The sequence below is a fragment of the Pseudomonas sp. NPDC089408 genome, from assembly GCF_044749445.1.
Classification (GTDB): Bacteria; Pseudomonadota; Gammaproteobacteria; order Pseudomonadales; family Pseudomonadaceae; genus Aquipseudomonas.
Map to the genome: position 1 here is coordinate 20575 of NZ_JBIVHY010000023.1, position 17299 is coordinate 37873.

General features: G+C 63.6%; 14 protein-coding genes. 5 read left to right on the forward strand and 9 right to left on the reverse strand.

Features of this window, described 5'->3' with window-relative positions:
• Positions 1–82: 82 nt before the first annotated feature.
• Together ACIP02_RS24655 and ACIP02_RS24660 are read right to left on the reverse strand one after the other, a co-directional pair.
• Positions 83–1156 (reverse strand): AI-2E family transporter, encoded by a 1074-nt coding sequence (locus tag ACIP02_RS24655; RefSeq protein WP_400621892.1) that lies wholly within the window; start codon positions 1154–1156, stop codon positions 83–85.
• A 12-nt stretch (positions 1157–1168) separates the two neighbouring features.
• On the reverse strand, positions 1169–2230 hold the full coding sequence (locus ACIP02_RS24660; RefSeq protein WP_400621894.1) for a DUF2066 domain-containing protein: 1062 nt from the start codon (positions 2228–2230) through the stop codon (positions 1169–1171).
• Positions 2231–2550: 320 nt separating this feature from the next.
• Between ACIP02_RS24660 and purM the strand changes: the two genes are divergently transcribed.
• The 4 genes from purM (at position 2551) to ACIP02_RS24680 (ending at position 5482) form a co-directional block, all read left to right on the forward strand.
• The gene (purM, locus tag ACIP02_RS24665; protein WP_016485267.1) at positions 2551–3609 is read left to right on the forward strand and encodes a phosphoribosylformylglycinamidine cyclo-ligase; all 1059 of its coding nucleotides are present in this window, start codon (positions 2551–2553) and stop codon (positions 3607–3609) included.
• Entirely contained in the window at positions 3609–4262 is a 654-nt protein-coding gene (gene purN / locus ACIP02_RS24670; protein ID WP_400621898.1) for a phosphoribosylglycinamide formyltransferase, read from the forward strand. Before purM ends, purN begins: the two co-directional genes overlap by 1 nt.
• Before the next feature lie 8 nt (positions 4263–4270).
• Positions 4271–4981 carry a DUF3108 domain-containing protein gene (locus tag ACIP02_RS24675; RefSeq protein ID WP_400621901.1) on the forward strand — a complete coding sequence of 237 codons (711 nt, stop codon included), beginning with the start codon at positions 4271–4273 and terminating at the stop codon, positions 4979–4981.
• A 318-nt stretch (positions 4982–5299) separates the two neighbouring features.
• On the forward strand, positions 5300–5482 hold the full coding sequence (locus tag ACIP02_RS24680; protein ID WP_400621904.1) for a hypothetical protein: 183 nt from the start codon (positions 5300–5302) through the stop codon (positions 5480–5482).
• Between the two features lie 45 nt (positions 5483–5527).
• Here ACIP02_RS24680 and ACIP02_RS24685 read toward each other — a convergent pair whose 3' ends face one another.
• From ACIP02_RS24685 to ACIP02_RS24715, 7 genes are all read right to left on the reverse strand, one after another.
• Complete coding sequence (locus ACIP02_RS24685) at positions 5528–6067, reverse strand: DUF2058 domain-containing protein (RefSeq protein WP_400621907.1); 540 nt, start codon at positions 6065–6067, stop codon at positions 5528–5530.
• A 26-nt stretch (positions 6068–6093) separates the two neighbouring features.
• Positions 6094–6927, reverse strand: a complete 834-nt coding sequence (gene mazG / locus ACIP02_RS24690; protein ID WP_400621910.1) for a nucleoside triphosphate pyrophosphohydrolase — start codon at positions 6925–6927, stop codon at positions 6094–6096.
• 139 nt (positions 6928–7066) lie between these two features.
• A complete protein-coding gene (relA, locus tag ACIP02_RS24695; protein ID WP_400621913.1) occupies positions 7067–9307 on the reverse strand; it encodes a GTP diphosphokinase in 2241 nt (746 codons plus the stop codon).
• A gap of 96 nt (positions 9308–9403) precedes the next feature.
• Entirely contained in the window at positions 9404–10762 is a 1359-nt protein-coding gene (gene rlmD / locus ACIP02_RS24700; protein WP_400621916.1) for a 23S rRNA (uracil(1939)-C(5))-methyltransferase RlmD, read from the reverse strand.
• Positions 10763–11662 carry a cysteine synthase CysM gene (gene cysM / locus ACIP02_RS24705; RefSeq protein ID WP_201205394.1) on the reverse strand — a complete coding sequence of 300 codons (900 nt, stop codon included), beginning with the start codon at positions 11660–11662 and terminating at the stop codon, positions 10763–10765. It lies immediately after the preceding gene.
• Positions 11663–11900: 238 nt separating this feature from the next.
• Positions 11901–13283 carry a histidine kinase sensor domain-containing protein gene (locus tag ACIP02_RS24710; RefSeq protein ID WP_400621919.1) on the reverse strand — a complete coding sequence of 461 codons (1383 nt, stop codon included), beginning with the start codon at positions 13281–13283 and terminating at the stop codon, positions 11901–11903.
• Between the two features lie 2 nt (positions 13284–13285).
• Complete coding sequence (locus tag ACIP02_RS24715) at positions 13286–14005, reverse strand: response regulator transcription factor (protein ID WP_400621922.1); 720 nt, start codon at positions 14003–14005, stop codon at positions 13286–13288.
• A gap of 193 nt (positions 14006–14198) precedes the next feature.
• On the opposite strand from ACIP02_RS24715, the gene ACIP02_RS24720 reads away from it, so the two are divergent.
• Entirely contained in the window at positions 14199–16952 is a 2754-nt protein-coding gene (locus tag ACIP02_RS24720) for a response regulator (protein ID WP_400621925.1), read from the forward strand.
• Positions 16953–17299 lie beyond the last annotated feature (347 nt).

A 17299-nucleotide genomic window follows, 5' to 3' on the forward strand; every position in this document is an offset into this window, starting at 1 on the left:
TGGGGCTACAATTCTGGGGCTGCTGCGCAGCCCATCGCGACGCAAGGCCGCTCCTACAAGGGACGCAGCGCAGCCCTGGGGCTCACAACTCCGGGTCAACATCCCCGGCATACATGTCCGACTCTTTGTACACGTCATGCACATGCCGCAGCAGCACCATGATCACCGCCGCCACCGGCAACGCCAGCAGCACCCCGGTAAAGCCGAACAGCTCACCACCGGCCAGGATGGCGAAGATCACCGCAACCGGGTGCAGGCCGATGCGGTCACCGACCAGCAGCGGCGTCAGCACCATGCCTTCCAGCGCCTGCCCGACCATGAACACCGCAACAATGCCCAGCATCGGGTACAGCTCGCCGCCGAACTGGAACAGCCCGGCCACCAGCGCGGCGCCGATGCCGATGATGAAGCCCATGTACGGCACGATGGCCGCCAGGCCGGCAATCATGCCGATCAACAGGCCCAGTTCCAGCCCTACCAGCATCAGCCCCACCGAATAGATGATGCCCAGGGCAACCATCACCAGCAGTTGCCCGCGCACGAATGCCCCCAGCACTTCATGGCATTCGCCTGCCAGGCCCACCACCTGGGGTTCATACTGGCGAGGCAGCAGGCTGCGCAGCTTGGCCATCATCAGGTCCCAGTCGCGTAGCAGATAGAACCCTACAACCGGGATCAGCACCATGTTCGCCACCCAGGCAATCAATGCCAGGCTCGAGGCGGTGGCTTGCGACAGCACCACGCCGACAATGTCGGTGGTCTGCCCCATGTGCTCGCTGATGGCTGCCTTTATCTTGTCGAATTTCCAGAAGCCATCGGCCAAACCCAGCCGATGCTGCACCCACGGCAGCGCCACATGCTGCAGCCAGTCGAGCATCTGCGGCGCCAGCTCGTACAACCGCACCAGCTGCTTGGCCAGCATTGGCACCAGTACCAGCAACAGGGCCATGAACAGCAGGGTGAACAGGCCGAACACCACCACTACACCCCAGGTCCGCGACAACCCCCGATCCTCCAGCCAGTCAACCAGCGGGTCGGCCAGATACGCCAGGAGAATACCGATCAGAAAAGGCGTGAGAATGTTGTGCAAGCTATACAACAGCACGGCTACGAGCAGTGCAGCGCCCAGCCAGATCCAGCGACGCATGTCAGTCAATGTCAGTGCTCCTTACCAACGGAATCGCAGGCCGTCGAATGGCCTGGGGGCGGGTTGCTGCTGGGCCGCTTGCTCCTGGCCGGTAGTGGTTGCGGGCGTAGCAGGCGCTGCGGCCGTTTGCTCAACCGGCAGCTCCTGTAGCTTGGCTAGGCCAAGCTGGGCACGCAGCTGTTCCCGGTTGGCGGTTACGGCGTAAGTCAGGGTAGTACCTTCGGCCATTTGCAGGCGTGGCCCATAGGGCTCCAGCACCCGCGCCAGCTCGGCGTAACGCTGCAGGTTCATCCCCTGCACTTGTACCTGCAACTGGCTGCTGGCGCCCGGGCGTGTGACATAGCGCGGTGCCAGGCGGCTACTGACCGCCAGCATCACCGCATCGGCCAGCGCTGCCGGGTCGGCGCCCTCGGCAGTGCCCTGCTCACGCTGGTCACCCAGCCACAGCTGCCATTTGCCCTGCCATTTGCCATCGCCTTCCTGGGCATGCACCGCCAGCAACGCATCGGCACCATAACGCTTGGCGGCCTCACGCAGCGGCGCCGGGTCAGCGCTTTCGATCTGCTTGGCATCGGCCACCAGTTGCTCCTGCAAGTCCGCCAGCGGCAAGCGCAGTGGCAAGCCACGGTGTTGGGCGGCACGCCGCAAGGGTTGCGCGCTGGCCTGGCCATCACCGACCAGGCTGCTACCTTCGAAGCTGTCGTTCAGCCACCATCCGAGAATGGAGGGGCGGTTGCTGCCCCACAGTGCCAGGCCAGCCTTGCGCAGGGCCCGCTCGGTGCTGCCGGGGTCGAACTCGACCACTACCGATTCTGGCGGGCCGGCTTCGCTGCCTACCTGGTTGATGATTTGCTGCGGGTCTTTGCGCAGTTCGGCCAGCGCCGGGCTTTGCGCCGCCTTGGGGTCGCCGGTCAGGCGCAGCACCAGGGTGTCCAGGGCTTTGCCGGTAGCGGCGGTACGGGCTTCGGCGCCCTGGCCGCTGACCGGCTCGCGCACCTGATAAAGGCCAGCGACATTTTCAGCCATGGCAGTGGCCGAAATCAGCGCCAGGCAACCGGCTGCCAGAAGTTTGAACAAACGCATGGAGGGTTCCTGTCCGTTTACCGCAATGCCTATACCTTATACACGGGGGCGCAAGGTCACCAGTCGCGGGCGGTGAAAGATTGGTTGCGGGAGATACGGGTGGGGTCTGCCAGGCCGCATACCTCTCCGGGCGGGCAGCCACAACTATTTACCCATTTTCATGCCCTGCCCGTCGGCCTGAGGATGGCCGCTGCCCGGCAACCCTGATAAAATCGCGCGCCTTCACAGACCACTGACGTTTCAGGCAGCCGCCGCTTATCCGCCGGCCTTGGCCGTCATGGTCGTTTTTAAGAATCCCTCCCTCCTAAAGGCCTGGATCAATGAGCAAGCAACCCTCCCTGAGCTACAAGGACGCCGGTGTAGACATCGACGCCGGCGAAGCACTGGTCGAACGCATCAAGGGCGTGGCAAAACGCACCGCACGCCCTGAAGTCATGGGTGGCCTGGGCGGCTTCGGCGCCCTCTGCGAGATCCCGGCCGGCTACAAGCAGCCAGTACTGGTCTCCGGTACCGACGGCGTCGGCACCAAGCTGCGCTTGGCGCTGAACCTGAACAAGCACGACAGCATCGGCCAGGACCTGGTCGCCATGTGCGTCAACGACCTGGTCGTCTGCGGTGCCGAGCCGCTGTTCTTCCTCGACTACTACGCCACCGGCAAACTGAACGTTGACGTGGCCGCCACGGTGGTCACCGGTATCGGTGCCGGTTGCGAACTGGCCGGCTGCTCGCTGGTCGGTGGTGAAACCGCCGAAATGCCTGGCATGTACGAAGGCGAAGACTACGACCTGGCCGGTTTCTGCGTCGGCGTGGTGGAAAAGGCTGAAATCATCGATGGCTCCAAGGTTGCCACCGGCGACGCGCTGATCGCCCTGCCGTCCTCGGGCCCGCACTCCAACGGCTACTCGCTGATCCGCAAGATCCTCGAGGTGTCGGCTACCGACATCGAGAACACCCAACTGGACGGCAAGCCGCTGACCGACCTGCTGATGGCGCCAACCCGCATCTACGTCAAGCCGCTGCTGCAGCTGATCAAGAACACCGGCGCAGTCAAGGCCATGGCCCACATCACCGGTGGCGGCCTGCTGGACAACATCCCGCGCGTACTGCCGAAAAACGCCCAGGCCGTGGTTGACGTGGCCAGCTGGCAGCGCCCGGTGGTATTCGACTTCCTGCAGGAAAAAGGCAACGTCGACGAGCACGAAATGCACCGCGTGCTGAACTGCGGCGTGGGCATGGTCATCTGCGTAGCCCAGGACCAGGTCGAAGCAGCCCTGAACGAACTGCGCGCCGCCGGTGAACAGCCATGGGTTATCGGCCACATCGCCGAAGCTGCCGAAGGCGCCGCCCAGGTCGAGCTGCAGAACCTCAAGGCACACTGATGCCGAGCGAGACCTGCAATGTAGTGGTACTGCTGTCGGGTTCCGGCAGCAACCTGCAAGCCCTGATCGACAGCTGCCAAGGCCCGGACAGCGCGGTGCGCATCCGTGCGGTGGTCTCCAACCGCGCCGATGCCTACGGCCTGCAACGCGCCGCAGCGGCCGGTATCGACAGCGCTGTGCTCGACCACACCCAGTTCGACGGCCGTGAAGCCTTCGATGCCGCGCTGATGGCGCGCATCGACGGCTTTGCCCCCGACCTGGTGGTGCTGGCCGGTTTCATGCGCATCCTCAGTGGCGACTTCGTGCGCCACTATCAGGGCCGCCTGCTTAACATCCACCCGTCGCTGCTGCCCAGGTACAAAGGCCTGCACACCCACCGCCGGGCCCTGGAAGCAGGCGACGCCGAACATGGCTGCAGCGTACACTTCGTGACTGAGGAACTCGATGGCGGCCCACTGGTCGTACAGGCTGTAGTACCGGTGGCGTCTGATGACACCGTCGAAAGCCTGGCCCAGCGGGTTCACCAGCAGGAACACCAGATCTATCCCTTGGCCGTGCGCTGGTTCGCTGAAGGCCGCTTGCGTCTTGGCGACCAAGGTGCATTACTGGATGACCAACCCCTGCCGGCCAGCGGTCACTTGATCCGATCCTAGGAGAATTTATGCGTCGTGCCCTGCTCTTGGCTCTCGCCGTGCTCGCCCTGCCCCTCCAGGCAGCTGACCTGAAGCCCTTCTCGGCCAGCTACACCGCCGACTGGAAGCAGCTGCCCATGAGCGGTACTGCCGAGCGCAGCCTGGTCAAAAATGCCAACGGTACCTGGGACCTTAACTTCAAGGCCTCCATGATGATCGCCAGCCTGACCGAGCAAAGCACCCTGCGCCTGGAAAACGACACCCTGCTGCCGCTGAAGTACCACTTCGAACGCGGTGGCCTGGGCAAGGCGAAGAAAGTCGACCTGAACTTCGACTGGAACACCAAGAAGGTCACCGGCAGCGACCGTGGCGATGCTATCAACCTACCGCTTAACCGCGGTGTGCTGGACAAGTCGTCCTACCAGCTTGCCCTGCAGCACGATGTGGCGGCGGGCAAGAAGAGCATGACTTACCAGGTGGTCGACGGTGACGAGATCGATACCTACGACTTCCGTGTATTGGGTACCGAAAAAGTCACCACCAAGACTGGCCAGGTCGATGCAGTGAAGGTCGAGCGCGTGCGTGACCCAAGCCAGAGCAAGCGCATTACCGAGCTGTGGTTCGCCAAGAGCTGGGACTACCTGCTGGTGCAACTGCGCCAGGTAGAGACTGATGGCAAGGAGTATGTGATCGTGCTGCAGGATGGCACGGTCGATGGCAAGCCGGTGAAGGGCAACTGAGCCGGCGTTGTCAGCAACATTCGAAGCCCCGCCCAGTGCGGGGCTTTTTTCTGCCTGCCATATGCTAACGCGGTCTCTTGTAGGAGCGGCCTTGTGTCGCGATGGGGCGCGCAGCGGCCCCGGCAATTTTGAGGTTGGGCACAAATCCCGGGGCCGCTGCGCGCCCCATCGCGACACAAGGCCGCTCCTACACTGACCGCGTTCGGCCCTTTTATGAAACTTGTTTCATCCCCGTTTTATTTACTTAGCCAGCTAACAAACCCTATAAAGGAGGTGTGCGACACAGTGTCGCAGCCCCTGAAGAAGTGGAGTTTACCGATGACTGTCCAAGTAACCGAACGCGACGAATCGAGAATGTCCCACGAAGGCCTGGCCGCTGGCGTGCGGATCTGGGATGTGCACCAACAAGGTCAGCTTGTTGGTATGTTCCACAACGAGCACGAAGCGCACCAGTACCGCGTAGAACTGGAAGACCTGGAAAACCAGCGCGCCACGCAATAACCCAGCCTTTAATAAAAAACCCCGCCAAGGCGGGGTTTTGCGTGTTCACCACATGAGGTCATCGGGGATCTTGTAGGCCGCGTACGGATCGTCTTCGTCCGCTTCCTCCACATGGGTGTTAAGCAGCAGGATACGGTTCGGGTCGCGCTCCTGGATCTTCACCGCTGCTTCACGGGGGATAACCTCGTAACCGCCGGCATGCGCCACCACGGCCAGCGCGCCATTGCTCAGCTTGCTGCGCATCAGGGCGTTGACGGCAATGCGCTTGACCTTCTTGTCGTCGACGAAGTTGTAGTAGTCCTCGGTGGTCAGCTTGGGCAGGCGGGTGGCCTCGATCAACTGCTTGATCTGCGCGGCACGGGCCTTCTGCTCGGCCTTCTCCTGCTGCTGGCGGTTCAGCTCCTGGTCGCGCTTGACCTTTTCGGCCATGGCTTCCTTGGCAATGCGCTGCTGGCTGTCGTCGACTTCGACCTGGCCTTTGTGCTCCATGCGCTTCTGTTTCTTTTCAGCTTTGTTGGTCTGCGAGACCTGTTTCTGGTTGACCAGACCGGCTTTGAGCAATTGGTCGCGAAGGGAAAGGCTCATGAATGTTCACTCACTTATGCAACAGCTCAGCCGCAGCTGGGCAGGTTCTTTTCCTGACGTTTGGCTTCACCCCAAAGGGCATCCAGCTCGTCAAGGTTACAATCTTCAATGGGGCGACCGCTGTCGCGCAATGCCTGCTCGATAAAACGGAAACGTCGCTCGAACTTGCGGTTGGCGCGGCGCAGGGCGTGTTCCGGGTCCTGCTTGAGGTGGCGTGCCAGGTTGACGGCGGCAAACAGCAGGTCGCCGACTTCATCCTCAAGCGCATCGGCATCACCGTCGGCCATGGCCTGCAGCACTTCGTCCAGCTCTTCACGGACCTTGTCGAGCACCGGCAATGCCGCCGGCCAGTCGAAACCGACCGTGGCTGCGCGCTTTTGCAGTTTGGCTGCCCGCGACAGCGCCGGCAAGGTTGCCGGCACGTCGTCGAGCAGCGACAACTGTTCGGGCTGGCTTTTTTCCGCGCGCTCTTCGGCCTTGATTTCTTCCCAGCGCGACTTGACCTGGGCCTCGCTCAGGCTGGGGGTGTCCACCGGCGCATACAGCTCGCCAGTGGGGAACACATGCGGGTGGCGGCGGATGAGTTTGCGGGTGATGCTGTCGACCACACCATCAAACTCGAAACGCCCCTCCTCCTTGGCCAGCTGGCTGTAGTAGACCACCTGGAACAGCAAGTCGCCCAGCTCACCTTGCAGGTGCTCGAAATCACCGCGCTCGATGGTGTCGGCGACTTCGTAGGCCTCTTCGAGGGTGTGCGGGACGATGCTCGCGTAGTTCTGCTGCAGGTCCCACGGGCAGCCGTACTGCGGGTCGCGCAGGCGGGCCATGAGGTGCAGCAGGTCTTCGAGGGTGTAGGTCATTCAGGCAGGTCCTTCGATGGAGCCTTCTTCGCGGGCTCGCCCGCTCCCACAGGTACTGTACAGTTTTTGAATCCTGTATCCATCCTGTGGGAGCGGGCAAGTCGGGGCGCCGAACCGCCGCGAAGCAGGCGCCGCGGTCTCAAGGGGTACGATTACGCCGCGTCTCGATGATGTTCGGCAACTGCGAGATGCGCCCCAGCAGGCGCCCCAGCGCATCCAGGCCTGGAATCTCGATGGTCAGCGACATCAGCGCGGTGTTGTCTTCCTTGTTCGAGCGGGTGTTCACCGCCAGCACGTTGATCTTCTCGTTCAGCAGTACCTGCGAAACGTCGCGTAGCAGGCCCGGGCGGTCGTAGGCGCGGATGACGATGTCGACCGGGTAGGTCTGCACCGGGATTGGCCCCCAGCTCACCTGGATCATGCGCTCCGGTTCCTTGCCCGCCAGCTGCAGCACCGAGGCGCAATCCTGGCGGTGGATGCTCACACCGCGGCCCTGGGTGATATAGCCGACAATCGCATCGCCCGGCAGCGGCTGGCAGCAGCCGGCCATCTGCGTCAGCAGGTTGCCGACACCCTGGATCTGGATGTCGCCACGTTTGCCGGTGCGCGGGCCGCTAGGCTTGCGCGGCACCAGTTCGATCTGCTCGATGCGCTCGGGCTCGAGCAACTGCTGGGCAGCGTTGACCAGGTGGGCCAGGCGCAAGTCGCCAGCACCGAGCGAGGCGAACATGTCCTCGGCGGTCTTGACGTTGGTTTTTTCGGCCAGGCGCTCGAAGTCCACCTGCGGCAGGCCCAGGCGGCTGAGTTCGCGCTCGAGCAAGGTCTTGCCGGCGGCCACGTTCTGGTCGCGCGCCTGCAGCTTGAACCAGTGGACGATCTTGGCCCGCGCCCGCGAGGTGGTGACATAACCCAGGTTGGAGTTCAACCAGTCGCGGCTGGGGTTGCCGTGCTTGCTGGTGATGATCTCGACCTGTTCGCCCGTCTGCAGGCTGTAGTTCAACGGCACGATACGGCCATTGATCTTGGCGCCGCGGCAGTTATGGCCGATCTCGGTGTGCACGCGGTAGGCGAAGTCCAGCGGCGTGGCGCCCTTGGGCAGGTCGATGGCATGGCCGTCCGGGGTAAACACATAGACCCGGTCCGGCTCGATATCGACCCGCAACTGCTCGGCCAGGCCCCCGATGTCGCCCAGTTCTTCGTGCCATTCCAGCACCTGGCGCAGCCAGGAAATCTTCTCTTCGTAATGGTTGGAGCTGGGCTTGACGTCGGTGCCCTTGTAACGCCAGTGGGCGCACACGCCAAGCTCGGCTTCCTCGTGCATGCCGTGGGTACGGATCTGCACTTCCAGCACCTTGCCCTCCGGCCCGATCACCGCGGTGTGCAGCGAGCGGTAGCCGTTCTCCTTGGGGTTGGCGATGTAGTCGTCGAACTCCTTGGGGATGTGCCGCCACAGGGTGTGGACGATACCCAGCGCGGTGTAGCAGTCGCGGATCTCCGGCACCAGCACACGCACGGCGCGCACATCGTAGATCTGGCTGAACTCCAGGCCTTTGCGCTGCATCTTGCGCCAGATCGAATAGATATGTTTCGCCCGGCCGCTGATGTCGGCCTTCACGCCAGTAGCCAGCAGCTCGTTCTGCAGCTGGTTCATCACGTCGCTGATGAAGCGCTCGCGGTCCAGCCGGCGCTCATGCAACAGCTTGGCGATCTGTTTGTACTGGTCAGGCTCGAGGTAGCGGAAGGACAGGTCTTCCAGCTCCCACTTGATGTGGCCGATGCCCAGGCGGTGCGCCAATGGCGCGTAGATATCAGCCACCTCACGGGCGACCCGCAGGCGCTTTTCTTCATCGGCCGCTTTTACCGCCCTGATCGCACAGGTACGCTCAGCCAGCTTGATCAGCGCCACGCGCACGTCGTCGACCATGGCCACGAGCATCTTGCGCAGGTTCTCGACCTGCGCCTGCGAGCCCAGCACCAGCGACTGCCGCGGGCTGAGGCTGGCACTGATGGCGGCCATGCGCAGCACGCCGTCGATCAGCTTCGACACCACCGGGCCAAAACGCTGGCTGATTTCGGCCAGGGTCACCTTGCCTTCGCGCACCGAGCGGTAGATGACCGCTGCCACCAGCGAATCCTGGTCGAGCTTGAGGTCGGCGAGGATTTCGGCGATCTCCAGCCCTGCCTGGAAGCTGGACGTACCGTCCGCCCAGGAATGCTTGGCCGGGTTACCCTTTTTCTCTACCTCATGGGCAAACTCGCAGGCCTCTTTAAGCGCTGCGCGATCCAGTGCCGAATCGACGCTTACCACATGGTCCAACCATGCTTCGAGATTGATACTGCCGTCAGTGTTGACCGGCTGGTGCACTCTCACCTGTACCATCTTTGTTTTACCTTTCCATACAGCACACCACGCGGGTGCGCTGGCGATCACCGTGTGGCCACCCTTCCGTGGCGGCCGCACCAAGGGGCCAGTCAGCTAGCCCGCTTCGAATAACGCCATGGCCTCGACATGTGCCGTTTGAGGAAACATGTCGAGAATCCCGGCCCTTTTTAACCGGTACCCCTGGCCGACCAGCACCTGCGCGTCTCGCGCCAGCGTGGCCGGGTTGCACGATACATAGACCAGCCTGCTGGCCTTGAGGCGGGCGATGCCTTGCACCACCTCGTAAGCACCGTCGCGCGGTGGATCCAAGAGTACCGCAGAAAAGCCCTCGGCGGCCCATCCGGTGCCTGCCAAAGGCTGCGATAAATCGGCCTGAAAAAACCGTGCATTATGCACATTGTTGTTTCGGGCATTGGCCGCAGCGCGATCGACCATGGCCTGCACACCTTCTACGGCCACCACTTCGCGGGCCTGGCGGGCCAGCGGCAGGGCAAAGTTGCCCAGACCGCAAAACAGGTCCAGCACGCGCTCGTCGGCCTGCGGTGCGAGCCAGGCCAACGCCTGCTCGATCATTGCGGTGTTGACCTGGGCATTGACCTGCACGAAGTCGCCCGGGCGCCAGGCCAGTTCCAGCTGCCACGGTGCCAGGGCAAAACCCAGTTGCGCGGCCGGCTCCAGCGGCGCTGGCGCACCTTCGCCTTGCAGCCACAGCTGGGCATTGGCCTGCTCGCAGAAGGCCTGCAGCCTGGCCAGGTCATCTGCCGGCAGCGGCGCCACATGGCGCACCAGCACTGCTTCGGCAGTGCCGCTGAACAGTTCCACATGGCCCAGCGCCTGCGGTTTGCTCAACGAGCGCAGCACGGTCGGCAAGTGACGCAGAATCGACTGCAAGGGCTGTACCAGCACGGCGCAATCGTCGATGGCGATGATGTCCTGGCTGGCTTCGGCGCGGAAGCCGACTTCCAGCTGGCGTGCCTTGATATCCCAGCGCACGGCCACACGGGCCCGGCGCCGGTAGCCGAATTCCGGCCCGCTGAGGGGGGCTGCCCATTCTTCAGGTTGAACGCCAGCCACCCGTTGCAGTTGCTCGGCCAGGGTGCGCTGCTTCAGCGCCAGTTGCGCATCGTGTGGCAGGTGCTGCAAGTTGCAGCCACCGCAGCGGTCATAGTGGCGGCACGGCGCTTCACGGCGCTCGGGGCTGGCTTGCAGCACCCGCTCCAGGCGGGCTTCGACCACTTTGCCGCGGGCATTGAGCACGCGTGCCTCCACGGCTTCACCCGCCAGGGCGCCACTGACGAACCAAGTGCGCCCTTCAAGGAAGGCGATGCCACGGCCGTCACCGGCCAGGCGCTCGATATCCAGGCGCTGCTTCTTGCCCACTGGGACCTGGGGGCTGCGGTTACCGCCGGCTGGCTGGAAGCGCAGGCCGCTGTTGGATTTTTTCTTGGACATTTAGCTCGGGTCAAACAGGCCGGTGGACAGGTAACGGTCGCCGCGGTCGCAGATAATTGCGACCATCGTGGCATTCTCCACCTCGCGGGACAGGCGCAGCATGGCTGCGACCGCACCACCGGAAGACACGCCGCAGAAAATGCCCTCTTCGCGGGCAAGGCGGCGGGTGGTGTCTTCGGCTTCCTGCTGCGACATGTCGACCACGCGGTCGACGCGGGTGGCGTCGAAGATTTTCGGCAGGTATTCCTCGGGCCAGCGGCGGATACCCGGAATGGCCGAGCCTTCCATCGGTTGCAGGCCGATGATCTGTACCGCCGGGTTTTGTTCCTTGAGGTACTGCGAGCAGCCCATGATGGTACCGGTGGTGCCCATGGAGCTGACGAAATGGGTGATGCTGCCCTGGGTCTGCTGCCAGATCTCCGGGCCGGTGCTGTTGTAGTGGGCGATCGGGTTGTCGCCGTTGGCGAACTGGTCCAGCACCAGGCCACGGCCTTCGGCCTGCAGCTTCTCGGCCAGGTCACGGGCGCCTTCCATGCCCTCTTCCTTGGTCACCAGGATCAGCTCGGCACCGTAGGCGGTCATGGCCGCCTTGCGTTCGGCGGTGGAGTTGTCGGGCATGATCAGGATCATCTTGTAGCCTTTGATCGCCGCCGCCATCGCCAGGGCGATGCCGGTGTTGCCGGAGGTGGCTTCGATCAGCGTGTCGCCGGGCTTGATCTGGCCACGCAGTTCAGCGCGGGTGATCATCGACAGTGCCGGGCGGTCCTTCACCGAGCCGGCGGGATTGTTACCTTCGAGCTTGAGCAGGAGGGTATTGCTGGTTTCGCCAGCGATGCGCTGCAGGCGAACCAGAGGCGTATTGCCGACGCAATCGGCGATGGTTGGGTACTGCAAGGTCATGGCGTATTTCACAATCCGGACGGCAGGGGCGCCTATCATACCGGCAAACCCTTCGCGGCCATATCACGCAATCTGTAGTGGATATAGCTACAAGCTATATAGCAGTTTGTGTCTGCGTGCAGGGTCCGTGTAGGAGCGGCCTTGTGTCGCGATGGGCCGCGCAGCGGCCCCGGCAATATAGGCGGCGAAGCTGAAACCCTGGGGCCGCTGCGCGCCCCATCGCGACACAAGGCCGCTCCTACAGGGACCGCGCTGGCTTCAGTGCTGCAGAAGGGGCCGGCACATGTACAGGCAGCCTCATCCACAACCGCAGCCCGCGCTTGCCATTCTGCGCCCACAAGGTACCGCCCTGGCGCTGAATGGCACTGCGGGCAATGCTCAGCCCCAGCCCAAAACCACCATCCCCCGGCCGCGAGCCGTCCAGCCGCGAGAACGGCGCAAAGATTCGCTCCAGGTCCTCTTCGGCCACCCCTCCCCCTTCATCTTCCAGCCACAGCCACCAGTAACTGCCCTCACGTTGCCCACCCAACCGCACCACACCCTCGGCGGGCGAGTGACGAATGGCATTGCGCAACATGTTCTCCAGCGCCTGGGCCAGGTGGTTGAGGTTCCCCTGCACCCAGCAATCATTCGGCACTTCGCAACGCAACCGCGTGGGCGACCAGCCGCTCTCGTAGCTGGCATTCTCGGCCAGCAGCTCCCACAAGGCCTGAACCTCGATCGGTTCCAGGTTCATCGGCGCGCGCTCGGCATCCTGCCAAGCCAGTTGCAGGGTGTCTTCGACCAGCTGCTGCATGCCGTCCACTTCGCGGGTCAGCCGCTCGCGCAAGCGTTGCAGGTCGGTTTCACCGTCGCAGGCCACCCGCAGGCGGCTCAGTGGCGTGCGCATTTCGTGGGACAGGTCGCGCAGCAACTGCTGCTGCATGGCCACCGTGCCCTGCAGCCGCTCGGCCATCTGGTCGAAGGCGCGGGCCAGTTCACCCAGTTCATCATGCCGGGCGATGGTGCGCGAATCCAGGCGTGCCGACAGTTGGTCGGCACGCCAGGCATTGGCCTGCTCGCGAAGCTGATTCAGCGGCACGATCAGCATGCGGTACAGACCTACGCACAACAGCAAGGTGAACAGGCCGGGGATGATGCCGTTGGTGACGATGCGCCACAGCAAGCGGTGCTGGTCGGGGTTGAAGCGCTGCGGCAGTTCGATCACCAGCATGCCCTGCTCCGGTGCCCCCGGAAACGGTATGCGTACCCACGGCTGGTCGACACTGCGCCGGCTCATCGGCCAGTCGACCCCGCGCAGGCGGGTTAGCCGCTGCATGATCTGCGGGTCGAGGGTGGCGCTGTCGAGCGGCCTCAGGTTGATGTCGAGCACGCCCACCCAGCCACGTTCACGCTGGTGCATCGCCGCCACCCACTGGTCCAGCCCTACCCGCCCGCCACTGCGCCAGGCCTGCTCGGCCTCACTGGCATAGCCACGCAACGCTTGGCGGGCGGGCTCCGAAAGGAAGGCGTTCTGGGTTTCCATGTGGCGGCCCCAGGTGTAGCTGAGGCCGATCATCAGCAGGCAGAAGCCCACCAGCAGGATGGCCAGCTTCCAGAACAGCGAGTGGCGGTCGAGCATGGCTACTCAGCCTCGCTGGCACTGAGCACGTAGCCCTTGCCCCACACCGTGCGGATCTGCCGCTCGTGATAGCCGATACCCTTTAGCTTGCGGCGGATCTGGCTGACGTGCATGTCCAGGCTGCGGTCATGCCGTGAATAGCCACGCTGCAACACGTGCTGGTAAAGGAACGGTTTACTCAACACGTCATCCAGGTTGCGGTTGAGAATCTCGAGCAAGCGGTACTCGCTGGGGGTCAGCCCGGCCAGTTGGCCATCCAGGCGCACGTCACACAGCCCTTCGTCGAACTGCAGCCCGCCAGCACCGGCCTGTTCCAGCGGGGCTTGATGGCGGCGCTCAAGCGCCACACGGCGCAGGATGGCCTCGATGCGCACCTGCAACTCGGCCATGCTGAACGGTTTGGGCAGGTAGTCGTCGGCACCGCGCTGAAAACCGCTGATGCGGTCTGCTTCGGCGCCCAGCGCCGACATCAGGATCACCGGCGTGGCGCTGCGCTTGCGCAACTGCGCCAGGGCGTCCAGGCCGTTCAGCCCGGGCAGCAGGATATCCATGAGCACCACATCGAACACCTGGCGCCCAGCCGTTTCCAGGCCCTCCAGGCCATTGCGGCACCAGGTTACCTGAAAGCCGCCGCGCTGCAGCTCTTCGTGCAGGTAGGCACCCAGTACCGGATCATCTTCGATGGCGAGGATATTGGAGTTGTGAATAACTACAGGATTCATTGGCAACTGCCATGCATTCTCAATTGCGCAATTATTGAGCATCAAGAGGCCACCAGGCAACCGCCCTGCGACCAATGCCCCGGCATCGGCGCAAAACACGTACTAAAGAGGTGCAATGGTGCGGCAGGCGGAGTAACTTCGCGGCTTGGCCGTCAGCGCTTGACGGCATCCAGGCACATCACAGGAGGCGAGTGTGCTCGATCGCTTGGGAATCCGCAGCCGGGTCCTGCTGCTGGCGCTGTTGCCGGCTGGCCTGATGGCCCTGGTGCTGGGCAGTTACTTTACCTGGCTGCAGCAGAACGACCTGCGCACCCAGTTGCTGCAGCGCGGCAAGATGATCGCCGAACAGCTGGCGCCGCTGGCTGCGCCCGCCATGGCCCGGCTGGCGCCTGCACAACTGGAGCGCATTGCCGCGCAAACCCTGGAGCAAAGCGATGTGCGCGCGGTCGCCTTCCTGGCCCCGGACCGCACGCGCCTGGCCCATGCCGGCCCGAGCATGCTCAACCAGCCACCCAGCGGCGGCAGCGGCACCCAGTTGCTGCAACGCAGCGGCAATGATGCTACCCGTTACCTGATGCCGGTGTTCGGTCACCATCGTGACCTGGCCACCGATGCTGTGCCGGCTGAAGCCGAACGCCTGCTGGGCTGGGTCGAGATCGAGCTGTCGCACGATGGCACCCTGCTGCGCGGCTACCGCAACCTGTTCACCAGCCTGTTGCTGATCCTCGCCTGCCTGGTGCTCAGCGGCCTGCTGGCAATGCGCATGAGCCGCACCATCAACGGCCCCATCGAGCGCATCAAGCATGCAGTCAACCAGCTCAAGGACGGCCACCTCGAAGCACGCCTGCCGACCATGGGCAGCCATGAGCTTGACGAACTGGCGCGCGGCATCAACCGCATGGCCGAAACCCTGCAGAACGCCCACGAAGAGCTGCAGCACAGCATCGACCAAGCCACCGAAGACGTGCGCCAGAACCTGGAAACCATCGAAATCCAGAACATCGAGCTGGACATGGCGCGCAAGGAAGCACTGGAGGCCAGCCGTATCAAGTCGGAATTCCTGGCCAACATGAGCCACGAGATCCGCACCCCGCTCAACGGCATCCTCGGCTTTACCCACTTGCTGCAGAAAAGCGAGATGACGCCGCGCCAGCTGGACTACCTGAGCACCATCGAGAAGTCTGCCGACAACCTGCTGGGGATCATCAACGAGATCCTCGACTTCTCCAAGATCGAGGCCGGCAAGCTGGTCCTCGACAGCATCCCGTTCAACCTGCGCGACCTGATCCAGGATACCCTGACCATTCTTGCCCCGGCCGCCCATGCCAAGCAGCTGGAACTGCTCAGCCTGGTCTACCGCGACACGCCGTCTTCGCTGATCGGTGACCCGCTGCGGCTCAAGCAGATCCTCACCAACCTGGTCAGCAATGCCATCAAGTTCACCCGCGAAGGCACCATCGTCGTGCGCGCCATGCTCGACGACGAGCATGAGGACTTCGCCCAGTTGCGCATCAGCGTGCAGGACACCGGCATCGGGCTGTCACCGCAAGATGTGCGCACGCTGTTCCAAGCCTTCAGCCAGGCCGACAACTCGCTGGCTCGCCAGCCTGGCGGCACCGGCCTGGGGCTGGTGATTTCCAAGCGCCTGATCGAACAGATGGGCGGCGAAATCGGCGTCGACAGCACCCCGGGCGAAGGTTCGCAGTTCTGGATCAGCCTGAACCTGCCCAAGGCCCACGATGATATCGAGGAGCTGCCGCTGCAACCGTTGCTAGGCCGCCGCGCCGCCATTGTCGATGGCCACGAACTGGCCCGCCAGGCGCTGGAGCATCAGCTGGAGGATTGCGGCCTGAGTGTCAGCGTGTTCGCCTCCTTCGACCAGTTGTTGCAAGGCGTACAAGCGGCCAGCCAGGCCGGCCAGCCGTTTGAGCTGGCCGTGCTCGGCGCCAACCTGGGCAACCTGTCGCCCGAGCAACTGGGCCATTATCACCAGCAGCTGGAACGCTACCATTGCCAGTGCGTGGTGCTGTGCCCGACCACCGAGCAGGCCCTGTACCACCCCTACCTGCCCAATGGCCATGGCCAGCTGCTGTCCAAGCCCACCTGCACGCGCAAATTGCGGCGCCTGTTACTGGAGCTGGTGCAACCACGCCGCCCGCTGAGCGAGGTCAACAGCCTCAATGGCCAGCGTCAGCCGAAAATCCTGTGTGTCGACGACAACGCCGCCAATTTGCTGCTGGTGCAGACCCTGCTCGAAGACCTGGGTGCCGAGGTGCTGGCCGTCGACAATGGTTATGCGGCCGTACAGGCCGTGCAGGAAGAACCGTTCGACCTGGTGCTGATGGACGTTCAAATGCCCGGCATGGATGGCCGCGCCTGCACCGAACAGATCCGCCTGTGGGAAAACACCCAAAGCGGCAACCCGCTGCCGATCGTTGCCCTCACCGCCCATGCCATGGCCAATGAGAAACGCGCGTTGCTGCACGGCGGCATGGACGACTACCTGACCAAGCCGATCAGCGAGCGGCAACTGGCCCAGGTGGTGATGAAATGGACCGGCCTCAGTCTCGGCGCACCGCAGCAGGCGCAAGCCGAGCAACTGGGCAACAGTGATGAACTGAAGGTACTCGACCCCGAGGAAGGCCTGCGGCTGGCCGCCGGCAAGGCCGACCTTGCCGCCGACATGCTGAGCATGCTGCTGGCCTCGCTGGATGCCGACCGCGATGCGATACGCGCTGCTCGCGAGGCTGACGACCGCAACGGCCTGATCGAACAGGTACACCGCCTGAACGGCGCCTCACGCTATTGCGGCGTACCGCAGCTGCGGGCGGCGTGCCAGCGCAGCGAGACCTTGCTCAAGCAGGAGAACCCGCAGGCGCAGCAGGCGCTGGACGAACTGGATGCGGCGATCATCCGCCTGGCTGAACAGGCGCGGTTGAGTGCCTGATGGGGTCCGGTTTGACACATGTGGTGCCTGTCAGATCGAGCGCCGAAGTGTTCGCCTCGACACATTCAGCGCCTATGAGATCGAGCGCCGCCCGCGCGGCGCTTCGCGGCTAAAGCCGCTCCTACGTTTGTTTCGGGCCAATTATGCCTGTGACATTTGCGCGCGAATGCCTTGGCGCATGCCTCGATATCGCGTGGTACAAACAAGGGGTTCGCGCGCGCATGGCACAGGAGGGACTGGCCCGAAACAAACGTAGGAGCGGCTTTAGCCGCGAAGCGCCGCGCGGGCGGCGCTCGATCTCACAGACGCCACAAAACCCAAGGCATACACTGCAAAGGAAGCCCCCA

Coding starts and splice junctions, on each gene's coding strand:
- ACIP02_RS24685 (WP_400621907.1), bottom strand. CDS start 6,067: ATGAGCCTTTCCCTTCGCGACCAATTGCTCAAAGCCGGTCTGGTCAAC.
- relA (WP_400621913.1), bottom strand. CDS start 9,307: ATGGTACAGGTGAGAGTGCACCAGCCGGTCAACACTGACGGCAGTATC.
- ACIP02_RS24680 (WP_400621904.1), top strand. CDS start 5,300: ATGACTGTCCAAGTAACCGAACGCGACGAATCGAGAATGTCCCACGAA.
- rlmD (WP_400621916.1), bottom strand. CDS start 10,762: ATGTCCAAGAAAAAATCCAACAGCGGCCTGCGCTTCCAGCCAGCCGGC.
- purM (WP_016485267.1), top strand. CDS start 2,551: ATGAGCAAGCAACCCTCCCTGAGCTACAAGGACGCCGGTGTAGACATC.
- cysM (WP_201205394.1), bottom strand. CDS start 11,662: ATGACCTTGCAGTACCCAACCATCGCCGATTGCGTCGGCAATACGCCT.
- ACIP02_RS24710 (WP_400621919.1), bottom strand. CDS start 13,283: ATGCTCGACCGCCACTCGCTGTTCTGGAAGCTGGCCATCCTGCTGGTG.
- ACIP02_RS24715 (WP_400621922.1), bottom strand. CDS start 14,005: ATGAATCCTGTAGTTATTCACAACTCCAATATCCTCGCCATCGAAGAT.
- ACIP02_RS24660 (WP_400621894.1), bottom strand. CDS start 2,230: ATGCGTTTGTTCAAACTTCTGGCAGCCGGTTGCCTGGCGCTGATTTCG.
- mazG (WP_400621910.1), bottom strand. CDS start 6,927: ATGACCTACACCCTCGAAGACCTGCTGCACCTCATGGCCCGCCTGCGC.
- ACIP02_RS24675 (WP_400621901.1), top strand. CDS start 4,271: ATGCGTCGTGCCCTGCTCTTGGCTCTCGCCGTGCTCGCCCTGCCCCTC.
- purN (WP_400621898.1), top strand. CDS start 3,609: ATGCCGAGCGAGACCTGCAATGTAGTGGTACTGCTGTCGGGTTCCGGC.